The organism is Kocuria oceani (assembly GCF_029524215.1).
Taxonomy (GTDB): domain Bacteria; phylum Actinomycetota; class Actinomycetes; order Actinomycetales; family Micrococcaceae; genus Kocuria; species Kocuria oceani.
Map to the genome: position 1 here is coordinate 16,858 of NZ_JARAMH010000008.1, position 19,739 is coordinate 36,596.

At 68.2% G+C, this 19,739-nt stretch carries 24 protein-coding genes, 2 pseudogenes and 1 other annotated feature; of the genes and pseudogenes, 13 read left to right on the forward strand and 13 right to left on the reverse strand.

Annotation, left to right across the window (positions count from 1 at the left end; genetic code table 11):
• Positions 1-103 precede the first annotated feature (103 nt).
• Both PU704_RS10360 and PU704_RS10365 read right to left on the reverse strand, forming a co-directional pair.
• A complete protein-coding gene (locus tag PU704_RS10360; protein ID WP_277551276.1) occupies positions 104-802 on the reverse strand; it encodes a hypothetical protein in 699 nt (232 codons plus the stop codon).
• A 54-nt stretch (positions 803-856) separates the two neighbouring features.
• A protein-coding gene (locus PU704_RS10365; protein WP_277551277.1) for an IS3 family transposase occupies positions 857-2,106 on the reverse strand; the annotation gives its coding sequence in 2 pieces (ribosomal slippage) (positions 857-1,827 and positions 1,827-2,106; 1,251 coding nt in all).
• Positions 1,700-1,828 (reverse strand) — a sequence feature (AL1L pseudoknot). Its footprint overlaps the gene before it by 129 nt.
• A 158-nt stretch (positions 2,107-2,264) precedes the next feature.
• Here PU704_RS10365 and PU704_RS10370 point away from each other — a divergent pair.
• Positions 2,265-3,002, forward strand: a complete 738-nt coding sequence (locus tag PU704_RS10370; RefSeq protein ID WP_277551278.1) for a hypothetical protein — start codon at positions 2,265-2,267, stop codon at positions 3,000-3,002.
• Positions 3,003-3,153: 151 nt separating this feature from the next.
• Here the strand turns inward: PU704_RS10370 and PU704_RS10375 are convergent, their stop codons facing one another.
• Together PU704_RS10375 and PU704_RS10380 are read right to left on the reverse strand one after the other, a co-directional pair.
• Positions 3,154-3,900, reverse strand: coding sequence for a hypothetical protein (locus PU704_RS10375; RefSeq protein ID WP_047804219.1), 747 nt, complete (start codon positions 3,898-3,900; stop codon positions 3,154-3,156).
• 19 nt (positions 3,901-3,919) lie between these two features.
• Positions 3,920-4,195 (reverse strand): hypothetical protein, encoded by a 276-nt coding sequence (locus PU704_RS10380; RefSeq protein WP_152683419.1) that lies wholly within the window; start codon positions 4,193-4,195, stop codon positions 3,920-3,922.
• A gap of 648 nt (positions 4,196-4,843) precedes the next feature.
• Between PU704_RS10380 and PU704_RS20060 the strand changes: the two are divergent.
• From PU704_RS20060 to PU704_RS10390, 4 genes and pseudogenes are all read left to right on the forward strand, one after another.
• Positions 4,844-4,996: pseudogene (locus PU704_RS20060) on the forward strand (transposase); the annotation flags it as partial.
• 34 nt (positions 4,997-5,030) lie between these two features.
• Positions 5,031-5,213, forward strand: coding sequence for a hypothetical protein (locus PU704_RS20065; RefSeq protein ID WP_371212486.1), 183 nt, complete (start codon positions 5,031-5,033; stop codon positions 5,211-5,213).
• Positions 5,214-5,239: 26 nt separating this feature from the next.
• A pseudogene (locus PU704_RS20070) lies at positions 5,240-5,674 on the forward strand (transposase); the annotation flags it as partial.
• 126 nt (positions 5,675-5,800) lie between these two features.
• A complete protein-coding gene (locus PU704_RS10390) occupies positions 5,801-6,034 on the forward strand; it encodes a helix-turn-helix transcriptional regulator (RefSeq protein WP_047804216.1) in 234 nt (77 codons plus the stop codon).
• Positions 6,035-6,258: 224 nt separating this feature from the next.
• Here PU704_RS10390 and PU704_RS10395 read toward each other — a convergent pair whose 3' ends face one another.
• Both PU704_RS10395 and PU704_RS10400 read right to left on the reverse strand, forming a co-directional pair.
• The gene (locus PU704_RS10395; protein ID WP_047804215.1) at positions 6,259-6,615 is read right to left on the reverse strand and encodes a hypothetical protein; all 357 of its coding nucleotides are present in this window, start codon (positions 6,613-6,615) and stop codon (positions 6,259-6,261) included.
• 168 nt (positions 6,616-6,783) lie between these two features.
• The gene (locus PU704_RS10400; protein ID WP_277551279.1) at positions 6,784-7,617 is read right to left on the reverse strand and encodes an aldo/keto reductase; all 834 of its coding nucleotides are present in this window, start codon (positions 7,615-7,617) and stop codon (positions 6,784-6,786) included.
• A gap of 274 nt (positions 7,618-7,891) precedes the next feature.
• Here PU704_RS10400 and PU704_RS10405 point away from each other — a divergent pair, with 274 nt between their 5' ends.
• From PU704_RS10405 to PU704_RS10420, 4 genes are all read left to right on the forward strand, one after another.
• Positions 7,892-9,055, forward strand: a complete 1,164-nt coding sequence (locus PU704_RS10405) for a glucose-1-phosphate adenylyltransferase family protein (RefSeq protein ID WP_277551280.1) — start codon at positions 7,892-7,894, stop codon at positions 9,053-9,055.
• 13 nt (positions 9,056-9,068) lie between these two features.
• Entirely contained in the window at positions 9,069-9,749 is a 681-nt protein-coding gene (locus PU704_RS10410) for a hypothetical protein (RefSeq protein WP_277551281.1), read from the forward strand.
• 386 nt (positions 9,750-10,135) lie between these two features.
• Complete coding sequence (locus PU704_RS10415; RefSeq protein ID WP_152683417.1) at positions 10,136-10,540, forward strand: hypothetical protein; 405 nt, start codon at positions 10,136-10,138, stop codon at positions 10,538-10,540.
• Positions 10,541-10,755: 215 nt separating this feature from the next.
• Complete coding sequence (locus PU704_RS10420; RefSeq protein ID WP_047804210.1) at positions 10,756-10,980, forward strand: hypothetical protein; 225 nt, start codon at positions 10,756-10,758, stop codon at positions 10,978-10,980.
• A gap of 443 nt (positions 10,981-11,423) precedes the next feature.
• Here PU704_RS10420 and PU704_RS10425 read toward each other — a convergent pair whose 3' ends face one another.
• The 6 genes from PU704_RS10425 to PU704_RS10450 form a co-directional block, all read right to left on the reverse strand.
• Positions 11,424-11,678, reverse strand: coding sequence for a hypothetical protein (locus PU704_RS10425; RefSeq protein WP_152683416.1), 255 nt, complete (start codon positions 11,676-11,678; stop codon positions 11,424-11,426).
• A gap of 242 nt (positions 11,679-11,920) precedes the next feature.
• Positions 11,921-12,715, reverse strand: a complete 795-nt coding sequence (locus PU704_RS10430) for a GAF and ANTAR domain-containing protein (RefSeq protein WP_277551282.1) — start codon at positions 12,713-12,715, stop codon at positions 11,921-11,923.
• A 117-nt stretch (positions 12,716-12,832) separates the two neighbouring features.
• A complete protein-coding gene (locus PU704_RS10435; protein ID WP_277551283.1) occupies positions 12,833-13,006 on the reverse strand; it encodes a hypothetical protein in 174 nt (57 codons plus the stop codon).
• Positions 13,007-14,033: 1,027 nt separating this feature from the next.
• Positions 14,034-14,393, reverse strand: coding sequence for a hypothetical protein (locus tag PU704_RS10440; RefSeq protein ID WP_277551284.1), 360 nt, complete (start codon positions 14,391-14,393; stop codon positions 14,034-14,036).
• Between the two features lie 203 nt (positions 14,394-14,596).
• Positions 14,597-14,770, reverse strand: a complete 174-nt coding sequence (locus PU704_RS10445; protein WP_277551285.1) for a hypothetical protein — start codon at positions 14,768-14,770, stop codon at positions 14,597-14,599.
• A 252-nt stretch (positions 14,771-15,022) separates the two neighbouring features.
• Complete coding sequence (locus tag PU704_RS10450; RefSeq protein ID WP_277551286.1) at positions 15,023-15,328, reverse strand: DUF4193 domain-containing protein; 306 nt, start codon at positions 15,326-15,328, stop codon at positions 15,023-15,025.
• Between the two features lie 265 nt (positions 15,329-15,593).
• On the opposite strand from PU704_RS10450, the gene PU704_RS10455 reads away from it, so the two are divergent.
• The 4 genes from PU704_RS10455 to PU704_RS10470 all read left to right on the forward strand — a co-directional run bounded on the left by PU704_RS10455 (position 15,594) and on the right by PU704_RS10470 (position 17,463).
• Positions 15,594-15,962 carry a hypothetical protein gene (locus tag PU704_RS10455; protein ID WP_277551287.1) on the forward strand — a complete coding sequence of 123 codons (369 nt, stop codon included), beginning with the start codon at positions 15,594-15,596 and terminating at the stop codon, positions 15,960-15,962.
• 272 nt (positions 15,963-16,234) lie between these two features.
• On the forward strand, positions 16,235-16,504 hold the full coding sequence (locus tag PU704_RS10460) for a hypothetical protein (protein ID WP_277551288.1): 270 nt from the start codon (positions 16,235-16,237) through the stop codon (positions 16,502-16,504).
• Between the two features lie 14 nt (positions 16,505-16,518).
• Entirely contained in the window at positions 16,519-16,884 is a 366-nt protein-coding gene (locus PU704_RS10465) for a PepSY domain-containing protein (RefSeq protein ID WP_277551289.1), read from the forward strand.
• A gap of 333 nt (positions 16,885-17,217) precedes the next feature.
• A complete protein-coding gene (locus PU704_RS10470) occupies positions 17,218-17,463 on the forward strand; it encodes a hypothetical protein (protein ID WP_047804206.1) in 246 nt (81 codons plus the stop codon).
• A gap of 1,247 nt (positions 17,464-18,710) precedes the next feature.
• Here PU704_RS10470 and PU704_RS10475 read toward each other — a convergent pair.
• A complete protein-coding gene (locus PU704_RS10475) occupies positions 18,711-19,529 on the reverse strand; it encodes a PRC and DUF2382 domain-containing protein (RefSeq protein WP_277551291.1) in 819 nt (272 codons plus the stop codon).
• Positions 19,530-19,739 lie beyond the last annotated feature (210 nt).

Consider the following 19,739-nt stretch of genomic DNA (forward strand, 5'->3'; position numbering starts at 1 on the left):
CATTGTCCACCCGCGGCCCACCCCGGGCCCTCTGCGCCAATGTTCCCGATACCGGCGCTTTCTCCAGGCCGTGCACCTCACCTGCCGCGAGGGCGGGCCCCGTTCAGCTCAGGGGTTGATGGTGGCCGTCGGCGCTTTCGTGCATGTAGCGCAGGGCGGCCGGGTCCGGCCACCGGTCGATGAGTTCTTCGACGACGTCGATCGCGTCCTCGTCCTCGAAGTGGTCCTCGTCGGCGAAATCGATGGACAGATGGGAGAGCTTTCCCTCGGCGATCTGCAGGCTGATCAGCAGGGGCGTGCCGTCCGCGGCGCGGTACCGGGCCTGGACCGGGTACCCCTGGTGGTGGGGCACCACCCGCACCACCTCCTCGGGCACCAGGAACTCCACCGTGTGACGGAACCCCTCCGCGCCGTCGTCGAAGTAGGACTCCTGGGCCAGGGCCAGCTGCCCCAGCAACACCGGGGCGTCGGCATTGTCGGCGGCCTCCAGCATTCCCTGGACCACCGCACGGACCTGCGGGGTGAGCGCACGGGTGCGCACCAAATCTTCGGGCGCCTCTAACGCCTGCGCCTCGGCGCGGGCGGCGGCACGGTCACCGGCGTAGCCGGCCAGGACACCGGCCGCCGAGAGCCCGGCCAGCCACCGCCGCGGATGACGCACCCCCGCACTCTGCATACGGCCCACGATCCGGGCGTCCAGGGACTCGGACACCTCGGACAGCGCCAGCGTCGCGGCCCCGGCGGCCACCCCGGCCACCACATTGGCCGGCACCATCGTGGTCCGGTGCCGATCGGTCGTCACCGTCGCCCACCACGCGGTGGTTCCCGCCACTCCGGCCCATGTCCCGTGACGGGTTCAGTGGAGGCTCGGTAGTGCCGCTTCGGCGGTCGCCGGGGCGGTGTGGTGACGATAGTAGGCGTCCTCGTACTCGGCCGGTGGCACTAGGCCGATCTCTCCGTGCAGTCGGCGGTGGTTGAACCAGTCGACGTACTCGGCCACCGCAATCTCCAGGTCGTCGATGTTCTTCCAGGGCCCCCTGTTGCGGATCAGCTCGGCCTTGAACAGCGAGTTGAAGGCCTCGGCGAGGGCGTTGTCATATGAATCGCCGGTGGAGCCCACCGAAGCCACCGCCCCCGCTTCTGCCAGGCGTTGGGTGTAGCGCACGGCGACGTACTGCACGCCTTTATCCGAATGATGTACGACTCCGCTGGTGTCATGGCCGTCGTGGGATCGGGTCCACAACCCCATCTCGAGGGCGTCCAGAGCCAGGTCCGTGCGCAGCGAGGTCGACAGCTGCCACCCCACCACCCGTCGGGAGAACACGTCGATGACGAAGGCGGCATAGACCCATCCGGCGAACGTGCGGCAGTAGGTGATGTCCGCGACCCAGAGCCGGTCCGGGGCGGCGGCGGTGAAGGACCGCTCTACCAGGTCCGGCCGGGTGTCCGGGCCGGTGCCGGCCACCGTGGTGCGTGGCCCCTTGGCTCGGGTGATCCCGCGCAGACCTGCCGCCCTCATGAGCCGGTGCACCGTGCACCGGGCCACTCGGTGGCCGTTCCGGCGCAGCTCGGCGTGCACCTTGGTCACCCCGTACACCCCGTAGTTCTCCGCATGCACTTTGGCGATGACCGCGGTAGTGGCCGCGTCGCTGACCGACCGCGCCGAGGGCGGGCGGGTCTTGGCCGCGTAGTAGGTGCTCGGGGCGATCTGCACTCCGGCGTCCCGGAGGACCCGGCAGATCGGCTCGACCCCGAACTCACCCCGGTGGGCGTCGATGTAGGCCACTACCTGTTGTGTGGGCGGTCGAGCTCCGCCGCGAAGAAAGCCGAGGCCGAGCGCAGAATGGCGTTGGCCCTGCGGAGCTCCCTGACTTCCTTCTCCAGCTCGGCCATCCGCTGGGCATCATCGGTGGTGGTCCCCGGCCGGTATCCCTCATCGACCTCGGCCTGTCTGACCCAGTTGCGCAGCGTCTCCGGATTGATCCCCAGCTGCTGCCCGATCCGGGCCAGCGCCCCGGCCTTCGTCGCCGGGTCCCGCCGGGCCTCTACCGCCATCCGGGTCGCGCGCTCACGCAACTCGTCGGGGTACTTCCTCGGTGCTCCCATGACTCTCATCCTTCCGTGGAATGAAAGCCTCCAACAGACCCGTCACGGGACACCAGTAGGCCCGGCGACGGGCCGGGCTCAGCCGGGACGGGTCGATCAGGCTCCACGCCCCGAAGGCGGCGGCCGAGGTGGCGCCGAATACCGGGGACAGTGGATCAGTGAACCAGGGCGGGGCGAAATACTTCATGGCGTCCTTTCGGGTCGACGGCATCACTGGGCACATGGCGAGCCCTAATATCAGTAAGGAATACGCCTGCCTGCCCGTCTGTCGCGGCGACTGCACGCGTTTCACGAAAGAGGCGAACATGTCACCTGTGAAACCATGGCCGGTGCCCGACCGTGTGCCCGGGGAAGACCGACTTTACGGGGGTGGGCTCTACGTAGACCTGGTCCCCGCCGCGACCTTTGGCATCAATTGCCGGAAGGTTCTCACGAAGTACCAGTGGAGTCGCCTCAGCCGAGGGCTCAAGGCCCGCGTCGACTTCACCTGCGAGTTCTGCGGCATGCCTGAAGTGCCTGACCGAAACATCTACCACGTCACGCACGAACGGTTTTCCTATGACGAGAAGACCGGCATCCAACGGCTGGCCCGCTTCATCTGCTCCTGCCGGCGGTGCGATGAGTTCACCCATTTCGGCCACGCCCTGGTCTTCGGAGGGGTGCCCGAACTGATCCTGGGCCACGCTTTGGTCGTCAGAATGCTGAACCCCGACGACACCACCACCATGGAGGGCCTCGAAGCGGAAGCCGTGGCGGCCTTCGAGGTCCGGAAACGACGCCAATCCATCAACTGGACCGTTGACCTGTCGATCCTCGCCGGTACCGGTGTGCCGGTCAGAGCAGAAGACCTGATCCTCGCCGCCCCGATCGAGTCAGGCTCCGTGGCGACTCAGTGACCATAGAAAACTGAGCAGTGATTGAGACTTTCTCACCGGGTTAGTCGTTTGAGGGTGGTGAGCGCCAGCGCTGCGGAAACGGGAAGTCGATGACATGAGCTCAGCGATGTGGGCCACGCTGTCGCCCCTCGACGACCTCATCACTGGACGCCTACCTGCGGGGTTGGGCCTGCACTTCCAGCTTGAGCATCTCTTCCGGGAACGCGCTCAGCGTCATGGCCAGCTGCTGGTCGAGGTAGGTCAGCAGCAGGCGCCGGTAGACGATGCCTTCCGGGCTCACCCCGGCCCCCCCGGCATGACGCCGGGTGGGCTCGACAGCAGCGATGACAGCGTCCAGGCGTGCGAGGTCGTCGGCGGTCCACGGGCTCTGGTACACCCGCAGACGCTCTCCATACAGGGGCGATAGGGCTCGCAGGGCCGCTGGGACATCGGTGGCCGAGACCACGATCTCCTCCAGCCCACCCGGGGCCACCCGGCGGACTCGCCACAGCATGACACCGGTCTCGAACAGGGGGCTCTCGACGGCTCGGGTGGCTTCGTCCACCGGGTGCATCGGCGGGGGCTGCGACTCCACCGGCACTTGCAGGGGTGATTCCGCCAGGGTGATGTCGGTCACGGTGTCCACGTGCAGCTTCCCGTCGGACCACATCCCGGTGGCCAGCACCCGGTGGCCGATTCGGTCGATCAGTTCTTCGTCCCGACCAGGCCCCCGAGGGAACAAGACGACGACGGGCGCAGACGCAGGCAGAAGAAGATCGACGGGCCACGGCTCCTGGTGCCACCACACCAGCCCGAGGCCTTCCTGCTGCACGCGCACCAGGCGCCCGGTAGCCACCGCCTCCTGCCCGTCGGCCAGGACCAGAGGATCGAACCGTGCGTCCTTCGATTGACTGTCCACCGCTGGTTCCTCCACGTTCCTAGGAGCGCTTGACCTCCAGCATCATCCCAAATCGTGTCGGACGGACATTGACCGTGGACCGCAAACGGCACTGGTAGTCCACGATGTCGGTGTAGACCCCGGCCAGGTAGGCCCCGCGCCGCATGCAGGCGCTGTAGCTGGAGTAGATGGTGTCGTCCCAAGGGATCCAGATCAGGTCGTGGTCCAGAGGAGCGTACTCACCACCCTGGAACGCGGCGGATCCGGCGGTGGCCGCGGGCGCTGATGCGGCCGGGGCGAGGGAGGAAAGACTCATGACGGCGGCGAAACCAGCCGCGGCTATTCCTCGAGCGACCTTGTGACGCATGACATTCTCCTCGAACTCGGAGGTCGCCCCGCCGACTCGGTGAAGCGTGCCGCAACAGTAGGGCGTTCGCAAACTCAAATCCATGACTTTCGTCTAGATCCACAACGATGTCTTCCTACCGGCTTCCACGCTCACGACCTGTTGGTGCGAGAGAGGCAGCGTCGATGTCCCTGCTTCGTGAGGATGGGAGGCAGACGTGGCATGGCGCGGCCCATCGTCGCTCCAGCAATGCGTTGACGCGTCCCGAGGGCGCGCACGCCGCGAACCAGCGCATGGATGTTAGCGGATTGCCTCGGCGGGATCGATTCGTGCTGCTCTGATGGCGGTAAGGAACGCGGACAGCGCGCCGCTGAGGATGCCGACGGGTGGTGCTAGCGCTAACGCGGTTCAGGGCACTACCGCTGTCCGTCCCTGGGCCGCGGAGAATCCCACTGATGCGGCTAGACCGATCGACAGACCTGCGAGGGAGCCCGCAAGGCCGACAATGATGCCTTCCTAGATGAAGACAGTCGCGACCCCAGACCGGCTTAGAAACGGTTTCAATAGTTATGGGTGAGGCATTGAGCGGTGCCTGCCTGACTGGTGATCATGGCTGCCATGACGAGTCAGAAGGCCTCCGGGCGGCTGGTCAGCGACCAGTTGTGGGAGTTGCTGGAACCCTTGGTCCCACCGCCCCCGCCGGCGAAGAACGGGCGCACTGGGCGACCGCGCGTGGATGACCGAGCGGCCCTCAACGGCATCCTGTTCGTGGCCGAGAACGGCAACGCCAAAGAAGAAGCTGCCCGTGGAGCTGGGCTTCGGCTCCGGGATCACCTGCTGGCGCCGGCTACGGGCCTGGCAGGAGGCCGGGGTGTGGGAGAAGCTGCACCACGCCGTGCTCGAGCAGCTCGGGCACGATGGGGCGCTGGACTGGTCGAGAGCTTGCCTGGACTCGGTGAGCGTCCGGGCGAAAGGGGGGGCGAGCTGACGGGGCCCAACCCCACGGATCGCGGCAAACTCGGCACGAAGTACCACCTGCTGGTGACAGCTGACGGACTGCCGCTGGCGGTGGCGTTTCCCCGGAGCCAACCGCCACGACTCCAGGCTGGTCGAGCCGATCCTGGACAGTTGAGCCCGGTCAAGGGTCGAGGCCGCGGCCGTCCACGGCGCCGGCCGGTCAAGCTGCACGCGGACAAGGCCTACGACAACAAAAGGGTGCGCCGCTACCTTTGCCGGCGCGGGATCACCGCCCGCATCGCCCGCATCGGCGTGGACTCCAGTGAACGCCGCGGCCGGCACCGCTGGGTCGTGGAACGCACCATGTCCTGGCTGCTGGCCTTCCGACGCCTGGCCGTGCGTTACGACCGCAGCGCCACCACGATCACCGCGGTGGCCACTTTGGCGATCACCATCATCTGCGCCCGGCGACTGCCCCGGAAGAACTACTGAAACCACTTCTGAATGCGCCCGTACCGCTCCAGGTACGTCAAGAATCCGCGCGCGCTGGGTGTGCGCTTCTTGCAAACGGTAAGGTGGCTTGGCATACGACGAGCGTAGGTGGGGAGATGGCAGCGTATGCGCAATGAGCTGAAGGCCCTCCGGGCGGCCCGGAAGATCTCCCAAGGACAGTTGGCCATCGCCGTGGGTGTCTCTCGACAGACGATTTATGCGCTGGAGAACGATCGGAGCGAGCCGTCGCTGGCGGTGGCTCTTGCCTTGGCCCGGTACTTCACCCGCCCGGTCGAAAGCGTTTTCCATGAAGACACCGGTGATTCACCCATCGGGGCGTCCTCCGGCCGGCGCGTCTGACGCCCCGGTACCGCCGGAGCCCGATCATCGCCACCGGCCCGGCATCTGGTTCGTAGCCCGGGCGTCCGGCAGGAGGTGGCGGTCTGTCGTCTGCCGGCAGCGGAAACTATCTTCCATGACGGTGCCCTTGACACCGGTTGGGTGGGCGACCCCTCCATGCTGTGCCAATTGTTGCGAGTGCCGTCGGGGTCGCTGTGATACCGATACGCGTTGCTGTCGGTGGGTCATCGCGGGGTGATGTAGGCCATCAGTCGGGTGCCGCGCTCGATGGGCTTCCAGTCGCTGACTCGACGGTAACCGGCCCCACGGATGACACTGTCGGCTTCCCGCAGATCCCATCGGCCTACCGATGAGGTTCCATCAGCGGTGTCTGAGGTGGTCTCGTCGAGGTGGGGGCCGGCGGTGGCGCCGAGAAAGGTGGGTTTGCTGTACTCGATCCAGGCCACCGGGTGAGCCGTGCCGCTGGGGATGCCGGTGGTGCGGAGCTCCGGGTCCTCCAGGAACTCCACCCCCATCACGGGCATCGCTGGAGTGGGGTATTCGGCGGTGGAGGCCAGGTTCGCGGTGAACGTTGGTTGCATGTCGGGAATCCTGTTCTTTTGTGGCAAAGTCCGGCCGCTGGATACCCCGGAGTTTTTCCGTGTCGGCGCGGGCGCCTGACCGGTGCTATCTGGCACGTCGGGCCCGCACCGGCTGTAGGGGCAGTGGGCGTGGCGCCGGTTGCCCCTACGGCCGGGGGCGCCGACCGGTCAGGGAGTCTCGACGGTGGCCGGGTCCGGGCCGAGTCGTTGGCCGCGGTCGAGCCCGGTGATGACATCGACGTCCTGGGCGTCGAGCCGCACGTCCAGGGCCGCGAAGTTCTCGCGGATCCGCTCGGGGGTGACGGTCTTGGGGAAGACCACGTTGCCGATCGCCAGGTGCCAGGCGATGACGATCTGGGCGGGGGTGGCCTCGTAGCGGTCGGCGATGCGGTTCAGCACGGTGTCCTGCAGTAGGTCCCCGCCCTGGCCCAGGGGGGACCACGCTTCGGTGAGGATGCCGTGGGAGGCGTGGAAGTCCCGCAGGACGGCCTGGTTGAAGTAGGGGTGCAGCTCCACCTGGTTGACCACCGGGACCACGCCGGTGGCGTCGATGATCTCCTGCAGCTCCTCCCGGGGGAAGTTGGAGACGCCGATCGAGCGGGCCTTGCCGCTGTCGCGGATCTCCTGGAAGGCCTTCCAGGTCTCCAGGTACTTCCCGCGCTTGGGCGTGGGCCAGTGGATGAGGTACAGGTCCACGTACTCCAGGCCGAGGCGCTGAAGGGAGGCGTCGATCGCCTGCAGCGCACAGTCGTGGCCGTGGTCCTCGTTCCACAGCTTGGTGGTCACGAAGATCTCGTCGCGCGGGATGCCGCTGTTGGCGATGGCCCGGCCGACGCCCTCCTCGTTGCCGTAGATCTTGGCGGTGTCGATGTGCCGGTACCCGGCCGCCAGGGCCTGGCCCACCACGTCCTCGGCGATGTCGGGGCCGACCTGCCAGACACCGTAGCCCAGCTGCGGGATGGTGTGGCCGTCGTGCAGGTCCAAGGTGGGGGTGTGGGGCATGGACTGTGCCTTTCGTCGGGCGGGGATCGCGGGAGCCGCTGCCGCTATCACCGTCGAGATCAGGGTGGCGGACCCACCCTCACTATAGTAAGCTAGCTTACTATAGTGAGGGCCTGCAGGGTAGAGCTTCGAATGGGCCGGTCTGGTGCGGGTTCGAATGTCTCCTCGAGGGTGGGGTGCATCGACGGGATCGAGTCGGTCGCGCGCTTCGCGGCGGGACGATTGGGCCGGAAGAGCAGTGGCCTTCCGGGAAGACGAAAATGAGGAGTTGCATATGCGCGTTCCGCGGATTCTCGCTCTGGTGCTGGCCGGCGGGAAGGGCTCTCGGCTGGGTGCCCTGACGGAGAAGAAGGTGAAGCCGGCCCTGCCCGTGGCCGGCACCTACCGGCTGGTCGACGTCGCGCTGTCCAATCTGGTGCACTCCCACATCTCCGACGTGTGGGTCATCCAGCAGTACCTGCCGCACAGCCTCAACGTGCACCTGGCCAACGGGCGGCCCTGGGATCTGGATCGCAGCCACGGTGGGTTGCAGGTCCTGCCACCGTATGAGGGCGCGGAGGGGGAGGGCTTCGCCGAGGGCAACGCGGACTCCCTCTACCGGCAGAAGGACCTCATCCGGGACTTCGATCCCGATCTCGTGCTGGTGCTCAGCGCGGATCATCTCTACACGATCAACTTCCTCGATGTCGTGGACACCCATCTGGCCCACGGCGCGGACCTGACCATGGTCACCACCGAAGTCGCCGAGGAATCTTCGCGCTACGGGGTGGTGCAGACCGACGGCGAGGGGCGGGTGACCGGCTTCGACTACAAGCCCGAGCAGCCGGCGGGCCGGCTCGTCACGGGGGAGATGTTCCTCTACGACGCCCAGCAGCTGCTGACGGCCCTGGAGGAGCTGCACGAGCAGCAGGGCCAGCTCGAGGACTACGGCCACGACCTCGTGCCCTGGTTCGTGGCCCACCGCACCGTGGTGGAGCACCGCCTTCAGGGGTACTGGATGGACCTGGGCACCCTGCAGTCCTACTGGACGGCGCACCTGCAGGTGCTCGACGGCCAGGGGGTCACCCTCGACGACCCGCACTGGCCGATCCTTTCTGCCCAGCCGCAGCTGGTGCCCGCCCGGATCGAGGCCAGCGCCGACGTGCGCCGGTCCATGGTCGCGGCCGGCTCCACCGTGCGCGGCGCCGTGGAGCATTCCGTGCTGGGTCCCGGCGTGGTGGTCGAAGACGGCGCCACGGTCCGCCACTCGGTGCTGCTGGACGGCGTGCGGGTGGGCCCGGGGGTGAGCCTGGTCAATGTCGTGGCCGATGTGGGGGCGCAGATCACCGGTGGCAGCCGCCGCGGCTCGGCGGCGGGGGTGACGCTGATCGGTGCGGACGGGGCGGTGGCCACCACCGAGGACTTCGACCGCTCCGCGCAGCTGCCCGCCGGGCACTGAAAAACCCCCGGTCATGTCGCCTTCGCTTTCGCCTCCGGCCCGGCGGGACCGGCCCCGGGCCTATGTGGCCGGCCCGGCGGCCGCGAAAACAGGGTGGGGGCGGGCCCGGGAGTGGGCCGCCACCCAGACCGGTCGTCTCGGCTGGGCCTCGATCGGGATCCTGCTGCCGGAACCGGTGGCCCCGGACCAGTCCCGGCACCTGCGGCTGGCGAGCATCCGAGGAGCCACGGTGGGCTTTGCCGGGGACCCCGGGGGGCTGCATCGATGGGTGGGTGCCCTGATCGTGGACCGCCCGACCGTGGCGAGCCTGATGGCGGCCGAGGCGATCCCCACCGCCACTTCCATTGTGGTGGTGGACCCGGACATCGAGGTGCTCACCCCCTGGGTGGACGCCTTCGACCCCACACCGCTGGGGGCAACGGTGCTGAGCCCGGCCGAGGTGGTGCTGCCCGTGCCCGAGGTGCGCCGGGTGATGGTCTACTTCACCCACCGCCTTCAGCGCCGGGCGGCCCCCTCGCCGCGGCTGTGGCAGATGCTGCTGCGACGCCTGGAGCACCTGTATCATCACGGCGGGCACTTCAGTGCCGAGTCGCTGCTCGCCCTCACCTGGCAACTGCAGTGGCCTCCTGACGCCGTCGGGCAGCTCCACCGGTGGGCTACCGCCCATCTGCCTTCCGATGGCCCACGACCCTGAGCGCGGGCACCGAGCACTTCCGTGTACCCCGCCGGTGGGAGCCGGCCCGGGCGCCACCTGTGGCACCGGTACGCCCCCGATCGGCCCGGCGCATCGATCGGGCAAGCCACCTGCTCGCCGACTTCTGCGTCCCCCGCGTATGGGACGGCGTGACAACTGAGCAGGACCGACTGAGGGTGATCTCGCCGCGGTCACCTGGTGACGACGGGAAACAGGCCGGCGGGGGGCTCCGAGACGGAACATCCCACCGCTAGACAGTATACTTAGCAAGGTGCTTGAGGCCACGCATGCGCCATAGAACGGCGCAAGAGGAACAGTGAAAAGGAGTAGTGTCGGTGGATCCCTGGGGTGCCTTTGCCAATCCGCGGGCGTATACGGCTGCCCCCATGGCGGCGGGGGTGGGGGTGTTCCACGCCGCGAGCTGGGTTTTCAGTCACAGTGCCGAGCTGACCTGGGCGTCGCTGGCCATCGTGGTCCCGCAGGCATCCCAGCTGCCGGTGATCGAGCAGCTGGGGCGGCTCAAGTCCCGGGGAGTGCGGATGGGCACCATCGCCCAGGCCGAGAGGGCCCGCCGTTTCGACCGGGTGCTGATCGCCTACACGCCTGATGCCGCCACCCTGGAGCGGGCCGAGGCCCTGGTCGCGGCTCGGGTGGTGGTGGCCGTCGGTGGTGATTCCCATCCGCTGCGCGCCTGGGTGAGAGAGCATCACCCGGTGCACCTGGGTGGGGCCGACCTGCTGGGCGTCTCCCCCCTGCACCGACTGGGCACCGGGCCCGTGGCGGCCGCCTAGCACGGTCGCCCCGACCACCCACGGGTGGGCCTGCACGCAGCCCCCCCTCGGACTGCCGGGCGTGTTGGGTGGTACGCCCCGGTCCGACCATCTCAAGTGCCCTGTCGTCGGGGCGTTTTCCCCGGGGTGGGTGTGCGGACCGGACCGAAGATCACCTGGTGGGACGTCCGTTGGAGACCCGGCTGCGAGGGAAAAATTGTGACTGCTGCCGTGAGATGGAGGACAACGTGGTGTTGATGATCGCAGTGGTGATGCTGGTTCTGGCTGCCGTGCTGTTGATGGTGATTGTCGGCCACGAGGCCCGCACCGGCGATGCCCCGGCCGGTGCGGGGGCGACCCTGATCACCGCGGCGGTCGCGGTGGCGGTGATCGTGCTGGGCACCACCGGGGTGGGGCTGATCGGACTCACCTGGGTGCTCTCGGTAGCGGGCCAGGGGTAAGAGCTGATTGCCGGTTTGCTCCACCACAGGGTGGTCTCCTGGATCTGAGCGGTATCGGTGTGGATGAGCGAGGGACCGGGGGAGCTGCCTGGGCGCAGGTACACCTGCCGGACCCCGCGGGCGGGCCCGGCGGTGGGGTAGCGGTAGTCCGGGGCGAGGCCGACGTCGCGACGCACCCGGCGGACTCCTCGGACCACCCGTGGATGGGCTGCAGTGCTGCGATAGCATCGCAGCACGTTGAACCACGGTTCAGCGGTCCGGGTCCGCCCTTTCCTTCCATTTCGGGGCAGGTCTCACCAGGGGCGGACCATGACGACGCCGGCCCATCTCCGCGGAGTTGGGTTGGCGTCGTCATGACGGGGACCGCCCTGCCGTCCCCGAGGAGGGAACGGCCGGCGAAGCTTCAGGGTGAATCGGTCTCCCCGTCGGAGCCGTAACGAGGCTCAGCGGACGAGGCGGGAGGTGAACTCGATGCGCAGCTCGGCCATCCGGTCCAAGGTGATCGGGTGCGCCCCGTCCAAGGAAAGGTGCTCGTGGTCCAGCTGCCGGCAGATGCGGCTGTGCAGGATCTGCAGGTGCTCCACGGGCAGGTCCAGCAGTTCCTCGGGGAACGAATCGTCCGGGCCCAACCGGAGAACCCGCTCGAGCGGGGTCACCACCGGCAGGGCAGCGCGGCCGCCTCCGGCGAACCCGTTCACGCGGGCACCGCGGACGAAACCGTCCGGTGGATGAATCCTGCCATGCTGCGTCGCGGATGGCCGATGAGCGCAGCAGACGGGTTTGAGGCAGGCAACGTCAGGAAGCACGGAGGCATAGGGAGAATCTTTCGCTGAGCATGATCATGGATCGGTCAGCTACTCGACCAAGTAGAAGGGTAACCACCGCTCACCGGACCCGCCAAACTCTGTCTCTGCCTGCTCTCCCGACCGGGGAAGGGAGCTCAGTCGGGGCGTTGCTGCGCCCACGGGGCGTTGGGGGTGTTGAAGTGGGTGGTGGGTGCTTCCCCGGTGATGGACTTGACCAGCTCGACCGCCAGGTCCCGGACCTTCACCCCGCGCCGGGCCGCGGCGGCGGCCAGCAGCTCAAAGGCCTCGGCCTGGGTGCAGTGCTGCTGGGCGATGAGGACCCCCACCGCCACGTCGATGGCGGTGCGTGAGCTCATCGCCGCCACCAGGTCGGTCTCGGTGTCCTGGTGCCTGGCCAGCCGCAGGGCCAGCCGCAGCGCGGTGGAGGCGGCCACGACCTCCTGGGTGATCGCAGCGATCGCCTCCTCGTTGAAAGCGTCGACGGTGCCGGCGTAGACGTTCAGTGCGGCCTTGTCCGGGCCGGGCAGATCGAACGGGGCGGCCACGGCCGAGCGCACCCCCTGAGCGGCGGCGGCCTGCCCGTAGTCCGGCCACGGACCGGCCGCCAGGTCCGGGACGTGCACGAGCAGCTGCTGACGGGCCGCCGTCAGACACGGCCCGTCACCGTAGTCGTACTGGATCTCGTCCAGCACCTCGGCCCGGGCGTTGGAGCTGGCCACCGTGCCCACCCTCCCGTCGCGCAGCACGGTCACCGCGCACCACACCGAGGTGCCCTCCGAGCTCAAATGGGCGGCCATCACCTGGGCGAACTCCTCCAGAAACTCCCGCAGATCCGCGCTGGCGGCCAGCACCTGGTGCAGGGCCGCACTGGTGGGCACGGACGGAAAGGAAGGAATCGCCCGGTGGGCCACCGAGGAAGGATCGATCATCGACAACACCCTTTCATCAGGCACCAGTGCCGGTGCCACAGCACAGAAATACCGCAGGACAGGGCCGGGAGAATTTCGACGCCCCGGGTGGTCAGGTCCCGGGCAGGTCCGGGCGGCTCACCGGGGCGCCTGCGGGGAATCGCAGCGCCGCAGCCGGACGCCGGGCTCGCCCAGGTCGATCAGCAGCCGCAGCCCGGTGCCGTGCTCCCGGATCCACACCACCCCCAAGGTCGGGGCGGACTCCTCCACGACACCGCGGTGACGGATCAGCCCGCCGATCCAGACCTCCACCGCATCCCCGACCCGCCACCGTGCCTGCCTCCGCCGGGGCGAAGTAGTGCGGCCGGTAGCCGCCTCCGGCGTCTGTTCCAGCCCCGCAGCGGGCGCCGGTGGCCTCACCGTCTCAGCAGACTCGGCGGCCGCGGTCAAGGACGACGGTACGGGGGCAGACATGGCAGCAGCATCCTTGGGTAAGCAGACGAAACGAAGCAGGCAGGGTACCAGCAGTACTTGGTGCGATCAGCGATTCAGCGCCACCGACTGCACCGCGCCGACCGGCCGCAGAATCCTTCCCGGCGCGGGGTCCTCGGGGGAGGGCGCCTTCGTGCGGTCACGCAGACCTCACGAAGACGTTCACCACACCGGTGAGCATCGGCATGGCCCCCCGGGGCGCTGTCAGCACCGCTCACTGCAGCACAATCACCCCTGCCGCCGACCAGACAAGTCCACGGCTAGGCCCATCCTAAACAATAGGAAGCATGCTTGTCACTATGGTGGCGAAGGGCGATCGACGCACCAGTGCCGGCGTTGCAGTCGCCCGTCGGATGCACCCCCGCCGTGGACCTTGGGCGGATGGTGCTGATTCCGACGCGGTGGCTTGGAAATAGCTTCCATGGTTCGAGTGCGGCGGAGGGAGGCCTACGAGCCGATGGCGAACATGGTCGCCCTGGCGAGGCAGAAGGTACCCCAGGAACTGGTCGGCGATCAGGCGTAGGAAGTTATTGGAACCGTTGATTCCGGGCCCTGCATCGGCGACAACCGGGCGGACCGGCAGGTCCTGGGCCGGCGACCGGGTGGTATTGGAGGAGATTCCATTCGTGGTCGCCGAAGTCAACGCCACAGAAGAAACGCCCCACTGGGCCGCGTGGCCGATTCGGCATCACGTGCCAGCGCTGGGTGCGGGCCCGGCAAGAGGCCGGAGTGTGGAGCAAGGATCACCGCGCCGTCCTCGACTCGCCCGGTCCTGACCAGGCGCTCGGCTGGCCGAGGGGTCTCGGGGCTCGGTCCGCGTCCGGGGCGATGTGAGAGGGGTGGGGACTCAGCGGCGGCCGCGGCCTCGGCCGCCTGAGCGGCGTCGACGGGGCGAGGAGGGCTGGTGCCTGCGCCCAGTATGGCGGGTCCGACCAGCCGACTCCGGATCGAGCAGGTGCTCGGCTCCGGCCAGCAGCGTGGCGGCCGCCAGGAGCACCCCGCCGTCGTTGCCGAGCAGGAAGTCCGAATCGAGCACGAGCGTGGAGCGCCGGGCCGCGAGGTCGTTGGTGACTCCGACGGTGAACCCGGTGGCGGCCGCGGTCGCCGGGACGGTCTCGACGCGTTCCACTGCGGTGACCTCCACCTGGGGCAGCTGCTGATCGGTGAGCCGGTACTCCTCCAGCACTTGCCCACCCAGGGTCAGCAACGCGGAAATCAGGGTGTCCGGACCGACCGGCGTGTCTTGCGGCACGGCGACCGCCAGACGCGCCCGGATTACCCCGGCGGTCATGCGGATTCGCGCGGCAACAGTAAATGAGTCGACGACCGGAAGGTGCTCAACGGCAGGAGAGGGTGCAGCAGCGATCAAGGGGGCTCCAGCGGGAAAGTGATGGGGACAAGGCCAGACTCTCACATGCCCCGCTGTGGCACCCGCAACGGGGCGGAGCATGGCACGGGCGAGCGCATGACGTGGAGCAGCTGCCCGGAGCGCTTGCCGGCCAGTTCCGGTGTCGCTGTGTCCAGGGCCAGGCAGGCGATCCGGCGGTGGAGCCGGATCTGGCCCGCCGCGCTGGTGGCCTTCATCGTGGGCGTTCGTCGCCGTTCTCACCTTCGACCAGATCACCCGGATCTTGAAGACCTCCCCCCGGAGGGATCCACTGGTCTTCGGCCACGTCCGGGTCGGAACCTGCCGTGCTACTGATCGTAGGCCTGGGATGGTTATGCCCTGAGCCCACCGCAAGTATGCCGAAGCCAGTAGACGAGAATCGGAGCGCAGGCACCGGGCGGCTGCGGTCCGTGAAGCCTGGCGACTGTGACCTTGCCGGCCGGTGCGGCTCAGCCCTCGCAGTCGGTGCAGTAGCTGGTGCCCGCGTTCGTGCGGGCGAGTTGGGAGCGGTGGCGGACCAGAAAGCAGGTCCCGCAAGTGAACTCATCGGCCTGCTTGGGGATGACGGCCACGGTGAGTTCTTCGTGCGAGAGGTCGGCCCCGGGCAGGTCGATGCCCTCGGCGGTGTCGAGGTCCTCGGCGTCGATCACCGCGGTCTGGGCGGCCGCACTGGCCTGGGCCTGGATCGCGTCCAGGGACTCGTTGGCCGGCTCGTCCTCGGGACGCGTACGGGGAGCGTCATAGTCAGTGCTCATAATCTGCTGAATCCTCCTGGACCAGGATCTTGTCGGGGGGCAGGGGTTCTTGCCCCGGGGTCCAGAGTGTAGACCCGGAGAGGAAGGTCCGTCGCGCGGCGGCCAGGGCCCAGCAACCCCGACGGCGGCCGTGGAGCCAGCATCCGCCTCCGTACAATCGACCATCACCACCGGGCGGGAAGACCCCCACCGGACCGAGAACCGGACGGTGCCGCCACCATTGCTCGCCCCGGTGACCGCTATCCCCAGCACACCAGGAGCAACTGTGGCCGATCTGTTCGACTTCAACCACGGTGGTGCCACCCATCCCGGTGCCCGTGCGGTCGTCCACCCAGTGGCCGACCGCCGCAGACACACGGTGCGTTACCGCGTAATCACCGAGACCGACGAGCACATCATCCTCGACGACTGCTACCCCTACGACAAGCGCACCGGGACAATGTGCGGACCCGCCGGGCGCCCGACACGGCACAACCGCAGGGTCGCCACCGAAGGCAGCGCGATGTTCGCCTCCCGATCCACAGCCGCCCGGGGACCCGACCGGCAACACGCCAAGGCCGGCCCGGCCTACGGTCGGGCGCAAATCCCCGAGCGCGCAGCCACGGACCTCCGGCGGCTCCTACAACGTGGCTGAGGCTCTCTGGGCGCTGCGCGAGCAGCCCGGCGCGCCTCGGCCGGGCACAGGCACGGAGAACCCGGTTGGACCTTTTGTAATGATTGCTTTACACATGGCCGGCTAGCGTCAGACTCAGTGTGAGGGTGAGTGGTGCCGCACGGCGGTTGCCTGCCGTGCCCCGGAGGGGTCGTGACCGTGGGGGCGTCACCTGCACGGCAGGCGGCGAACTGATCCTTTGCCCCAGATGCGCTTCTTGCGCCGGTGGGCGGTCCCCGCCACAATGATCATTTATGAAGCACACTGATAAAAACGTTGTGTCCCTGAGCGCCCTAGCCCTCTCCGCCCTCCTGCTGGCTGGTTGCGCCGACGGGGGCACCCCGGGCGGTGGTGAGGCGACCACCGGCGGGGCAGCCACGAGCGAGACCACCACCGAGTCCACCGCCGGCGAGAGCGTCGCCGCGGACGAGACCGCCTCGGCCACCCCCTCGGGCACGGCGACCGCCGGCGAGAGCGCCTCGGCGTCCCCCTCGGGGCCGGGGCGGTGGCCGGGGCGGTCGTAGCCGCGCAGGAGTCCGTGGCCGGCGGACAGGTCTTCGAGATCGACCGCAAGGACGCCGGCGACGGGTGGGAGGTGAAGCTGGCCGTGGAGGACCGGGAGCAGGAGGTGGAGGTCTCCGCCGACGGGCAGGAGGTCACCCCGCAGGAGAGCGATGACGAGCTCGACCAGCAGGACCGGGAGAACCTCGCCCAGGTCCAGATCCCACTGGAGGACGCCGTGCGCACCGCCCTGGAGGAGGTGGACGGCACCGTGGACGGTGCCCAGCTGGACGCCGAGGACGGCACCACCGTGTGGGAGGTCGACATCGATGATGACCAGGGCACCTCCGTGGACGTGTACATCAACGTCGACAACGGCTCCGTGCTCAAGGTCGACCGCTGAGCTCACCGGACCGACCCCGGGACAACTGGCCCTGAGGGTGTTGCAGGAAATCCCCTGTGCAGGATCGATAGGTTCTGGCCGAGGCCCAGACCCCCTCGCCCCCCGGTGGGGACAGGACACTTCCTAGGATGCTGTCGGTGGGGAACGTGGCCTCCCAAAGCTCTGGTCAGCTTGCTGTCCATTGGGTAGCGTTCGCAGTGCTGCGCAGTGGAGCGGTCACGAATGACCTGTTGTCCTGTGCGGGTCGATTGAGGTCAACCGGAGGGGCGAGTCCCCCGCAGCAGGAGCTATCCGAGTTCGCCACGATCGTGGCGTCGTGAGAAGGAGAAGCAGATGCCGGCAGGACAGGGCAAGAACATCCGACGGGTCACCAGTGTCGATGTGATCCGCAGCAACGCCGGGGAGGGCCAGCCCGGGTCGTACACCTTCGAGCTGACCCTTGATGAGGGAGTGGAGGAGTACCTGCTCGTGGTGCCCGACAGCGAGGCGTCCACGGTGGCGCGGCTGATCCAGCACAGCAGCGCCATGCAACTGGACAAGAACACCGACGACTTGATCTTCGAGAACTACGGATCCTGACCCGCACACTGCGACCAAGCCCCGCCCGAGGAACTTCTCGGGCGGGGCTTGCCCATGCGGGGGGCCGCCGGAGCGCTCACCTGCTGTCACTGATCAGCTGCGGGAGGCACGCACCTGAGATTCTGTGGTGTGGTCCCGAGTCACGGACCGGGAGCTGAGCAGGCCTGTGATCGAGGCGATGATCGCCCGGATCAGCAAACCGGCGAAGGTCCACAGGGAGACGACGGCGGCAATATCAGCGGCCTGCTCGATCTCCGGAGCGGCCTCTTCTGCGGCCTGGCTGGCTTCCTAGGCGATCTCTAGTGCCGCCACCGGAGCGGGGACGCACGGGACAGGCGGCGGCGCTGGGGCTACGACGGCTCGAGGAGCTGCCGTCTGCTCGGCAGGTACACGCGCCCCTGACGGATCGACGGCCCCATCAGCGGGCTCCGGGATCGGACGATCGGGCGCGGCTGATGCTGTAGCTGAGGAAGGGAAAAACCAGGAAAAAGCCACAGGGACCACGTCCTCGGACCAGAACAAATCCGTGCCGTCATCCTACGCCCGTTGCCGGCAAAAAGAGCCGGCGTATTTCCCGCCTGTACCGATACGAATACTGGCTGGAGCCAATCGATCGGCAACACCCCTTAGCTGCTGCACACCAATAGGATTATCCGTTGGTCGAACAGTCCTGTAGGTGGGGGACGCGCCTTCCCGCGGGACAGGGGCGGAAGGCGCGTCCGTGCCGGTGTGATCACCTGGCATGCGGGGCCGTCGAGGGGTGACGCCGATGGCATCCCCGGGCCTTTCCGCGGCGCTGTGCATCGGAACAGCGTCTTATCAGGGTAGGCGCCAGGCAGCAAGCTGGCCATGGGTAGGGGATGTGCTTCGTTGTGTGACAGACCCTTCGGTGTGCCGTCAGGGACGGAGCCCGTGCAGTCACGAAGAGGTGCTGCTCCGAGGTCCGACATCACGTCGGCGGCCCAGGCCGCCGCGGTCCGATCGGCCCCGTCCACCGGCGTGTGGCTGTCCACGTCCACCGACTTCTTGTGCATGGACGTGGGGTGGCGCTGGGCCCGATGCTCATGGGGCACTGGCCCCCGCCCTGGGCTACCGGGGATGTGCGCGGCGACCGCGACGTGGTCCCGCTGGGCCTGGTCTACTACGCGGCCGTGCCCGGCGGGCCGCAGGGTGAACCGCTTCCGGCACGACGACGGGGCCCCCGTCACCGCAACGGTGACGGGGGCCCCAAAGTCGATCGGGTGTAATCAGATGCGGTCGCGACGATCGGTGTCGGTGTCGATCTCGACCTGCTCCTTGCGGACCTCAGCGGCGACGCGCTGGGTCTCAGCGACGGTCTCCTTCTCCAGCTCGATCTTCTCCACGCCCACGGTCTCCTTGGCCACCACGGCGCGCTCCTCGTGGAGGGTGACCTCCACGGTGTCCTCGCCGATGGTGCCGCCGGTGACCTCGGTGCCGTCGAGGGGAACGCGCTCGATCCGGACCTCCTCGCGCTCAACGGGGACATCGACGCCCTCGTGCTCGGTCACCACGTACTTGCGCAGCCGAGCGCGACCGGACTCCTCGCGCTGCTTGCCGACACGCAGGCGCTCCTCGTGACGGATGACCTCGTTGTCGTCGAGATCAGCCCCAGCGGCGGTGTCGTGCCGCCCCGCGGTGTCCTCGGCGTACCGGTCGTTCCCGGCGGTTCCGGCCGCCGCAACGGCGTGACGATCGGTCTCCGTGGCGTATCGGCCGTCACGGTCGCCGGTGCCGGAGTAGTTCATCTGGTAGTAGCGGTAGATCTCCTCCTCCTCGGCCGGGGAGAGGTGCTGGTCCGCGTCCACGTTCGGGGCGTCCTTGACCACGCCCTTGGCGTAGGGCAGCACGAGGCGGTCGCCGTCCTGCCGGGCGCCCTCGACCGGGACGAAGCTCTCCTTGGTGCCGAACAGACCGGTGTCGACGGTCACGAAGGTGACCTCCTCGGTATTGTCGTCCAGGAAGACCTGCTCGACCTTGCCGATCTTGTCGCCGTCCGAGTCGTAGGCGGTAGTGGAGAGAAGGGTGTTGACGTCGTAGGTGGCCATGAGAGCTCCTTCGTATGATTCACGTGGCACGAACTCACGGGCGGGAGTCCGGCGCAGGCGGTGCCCGCCGAGGGGGCGGGTTGGTGCGTTCGACCGCTTTCTTCCAGTTTACTGATGATCAGCCTGCTGATCAATGGCTTCGCCGAGATTGAACCCTCTGTGTGGCCAGGGGTAGGCCGCGCGGCCTCTGGCGGCCGCGGCTGATCCAGG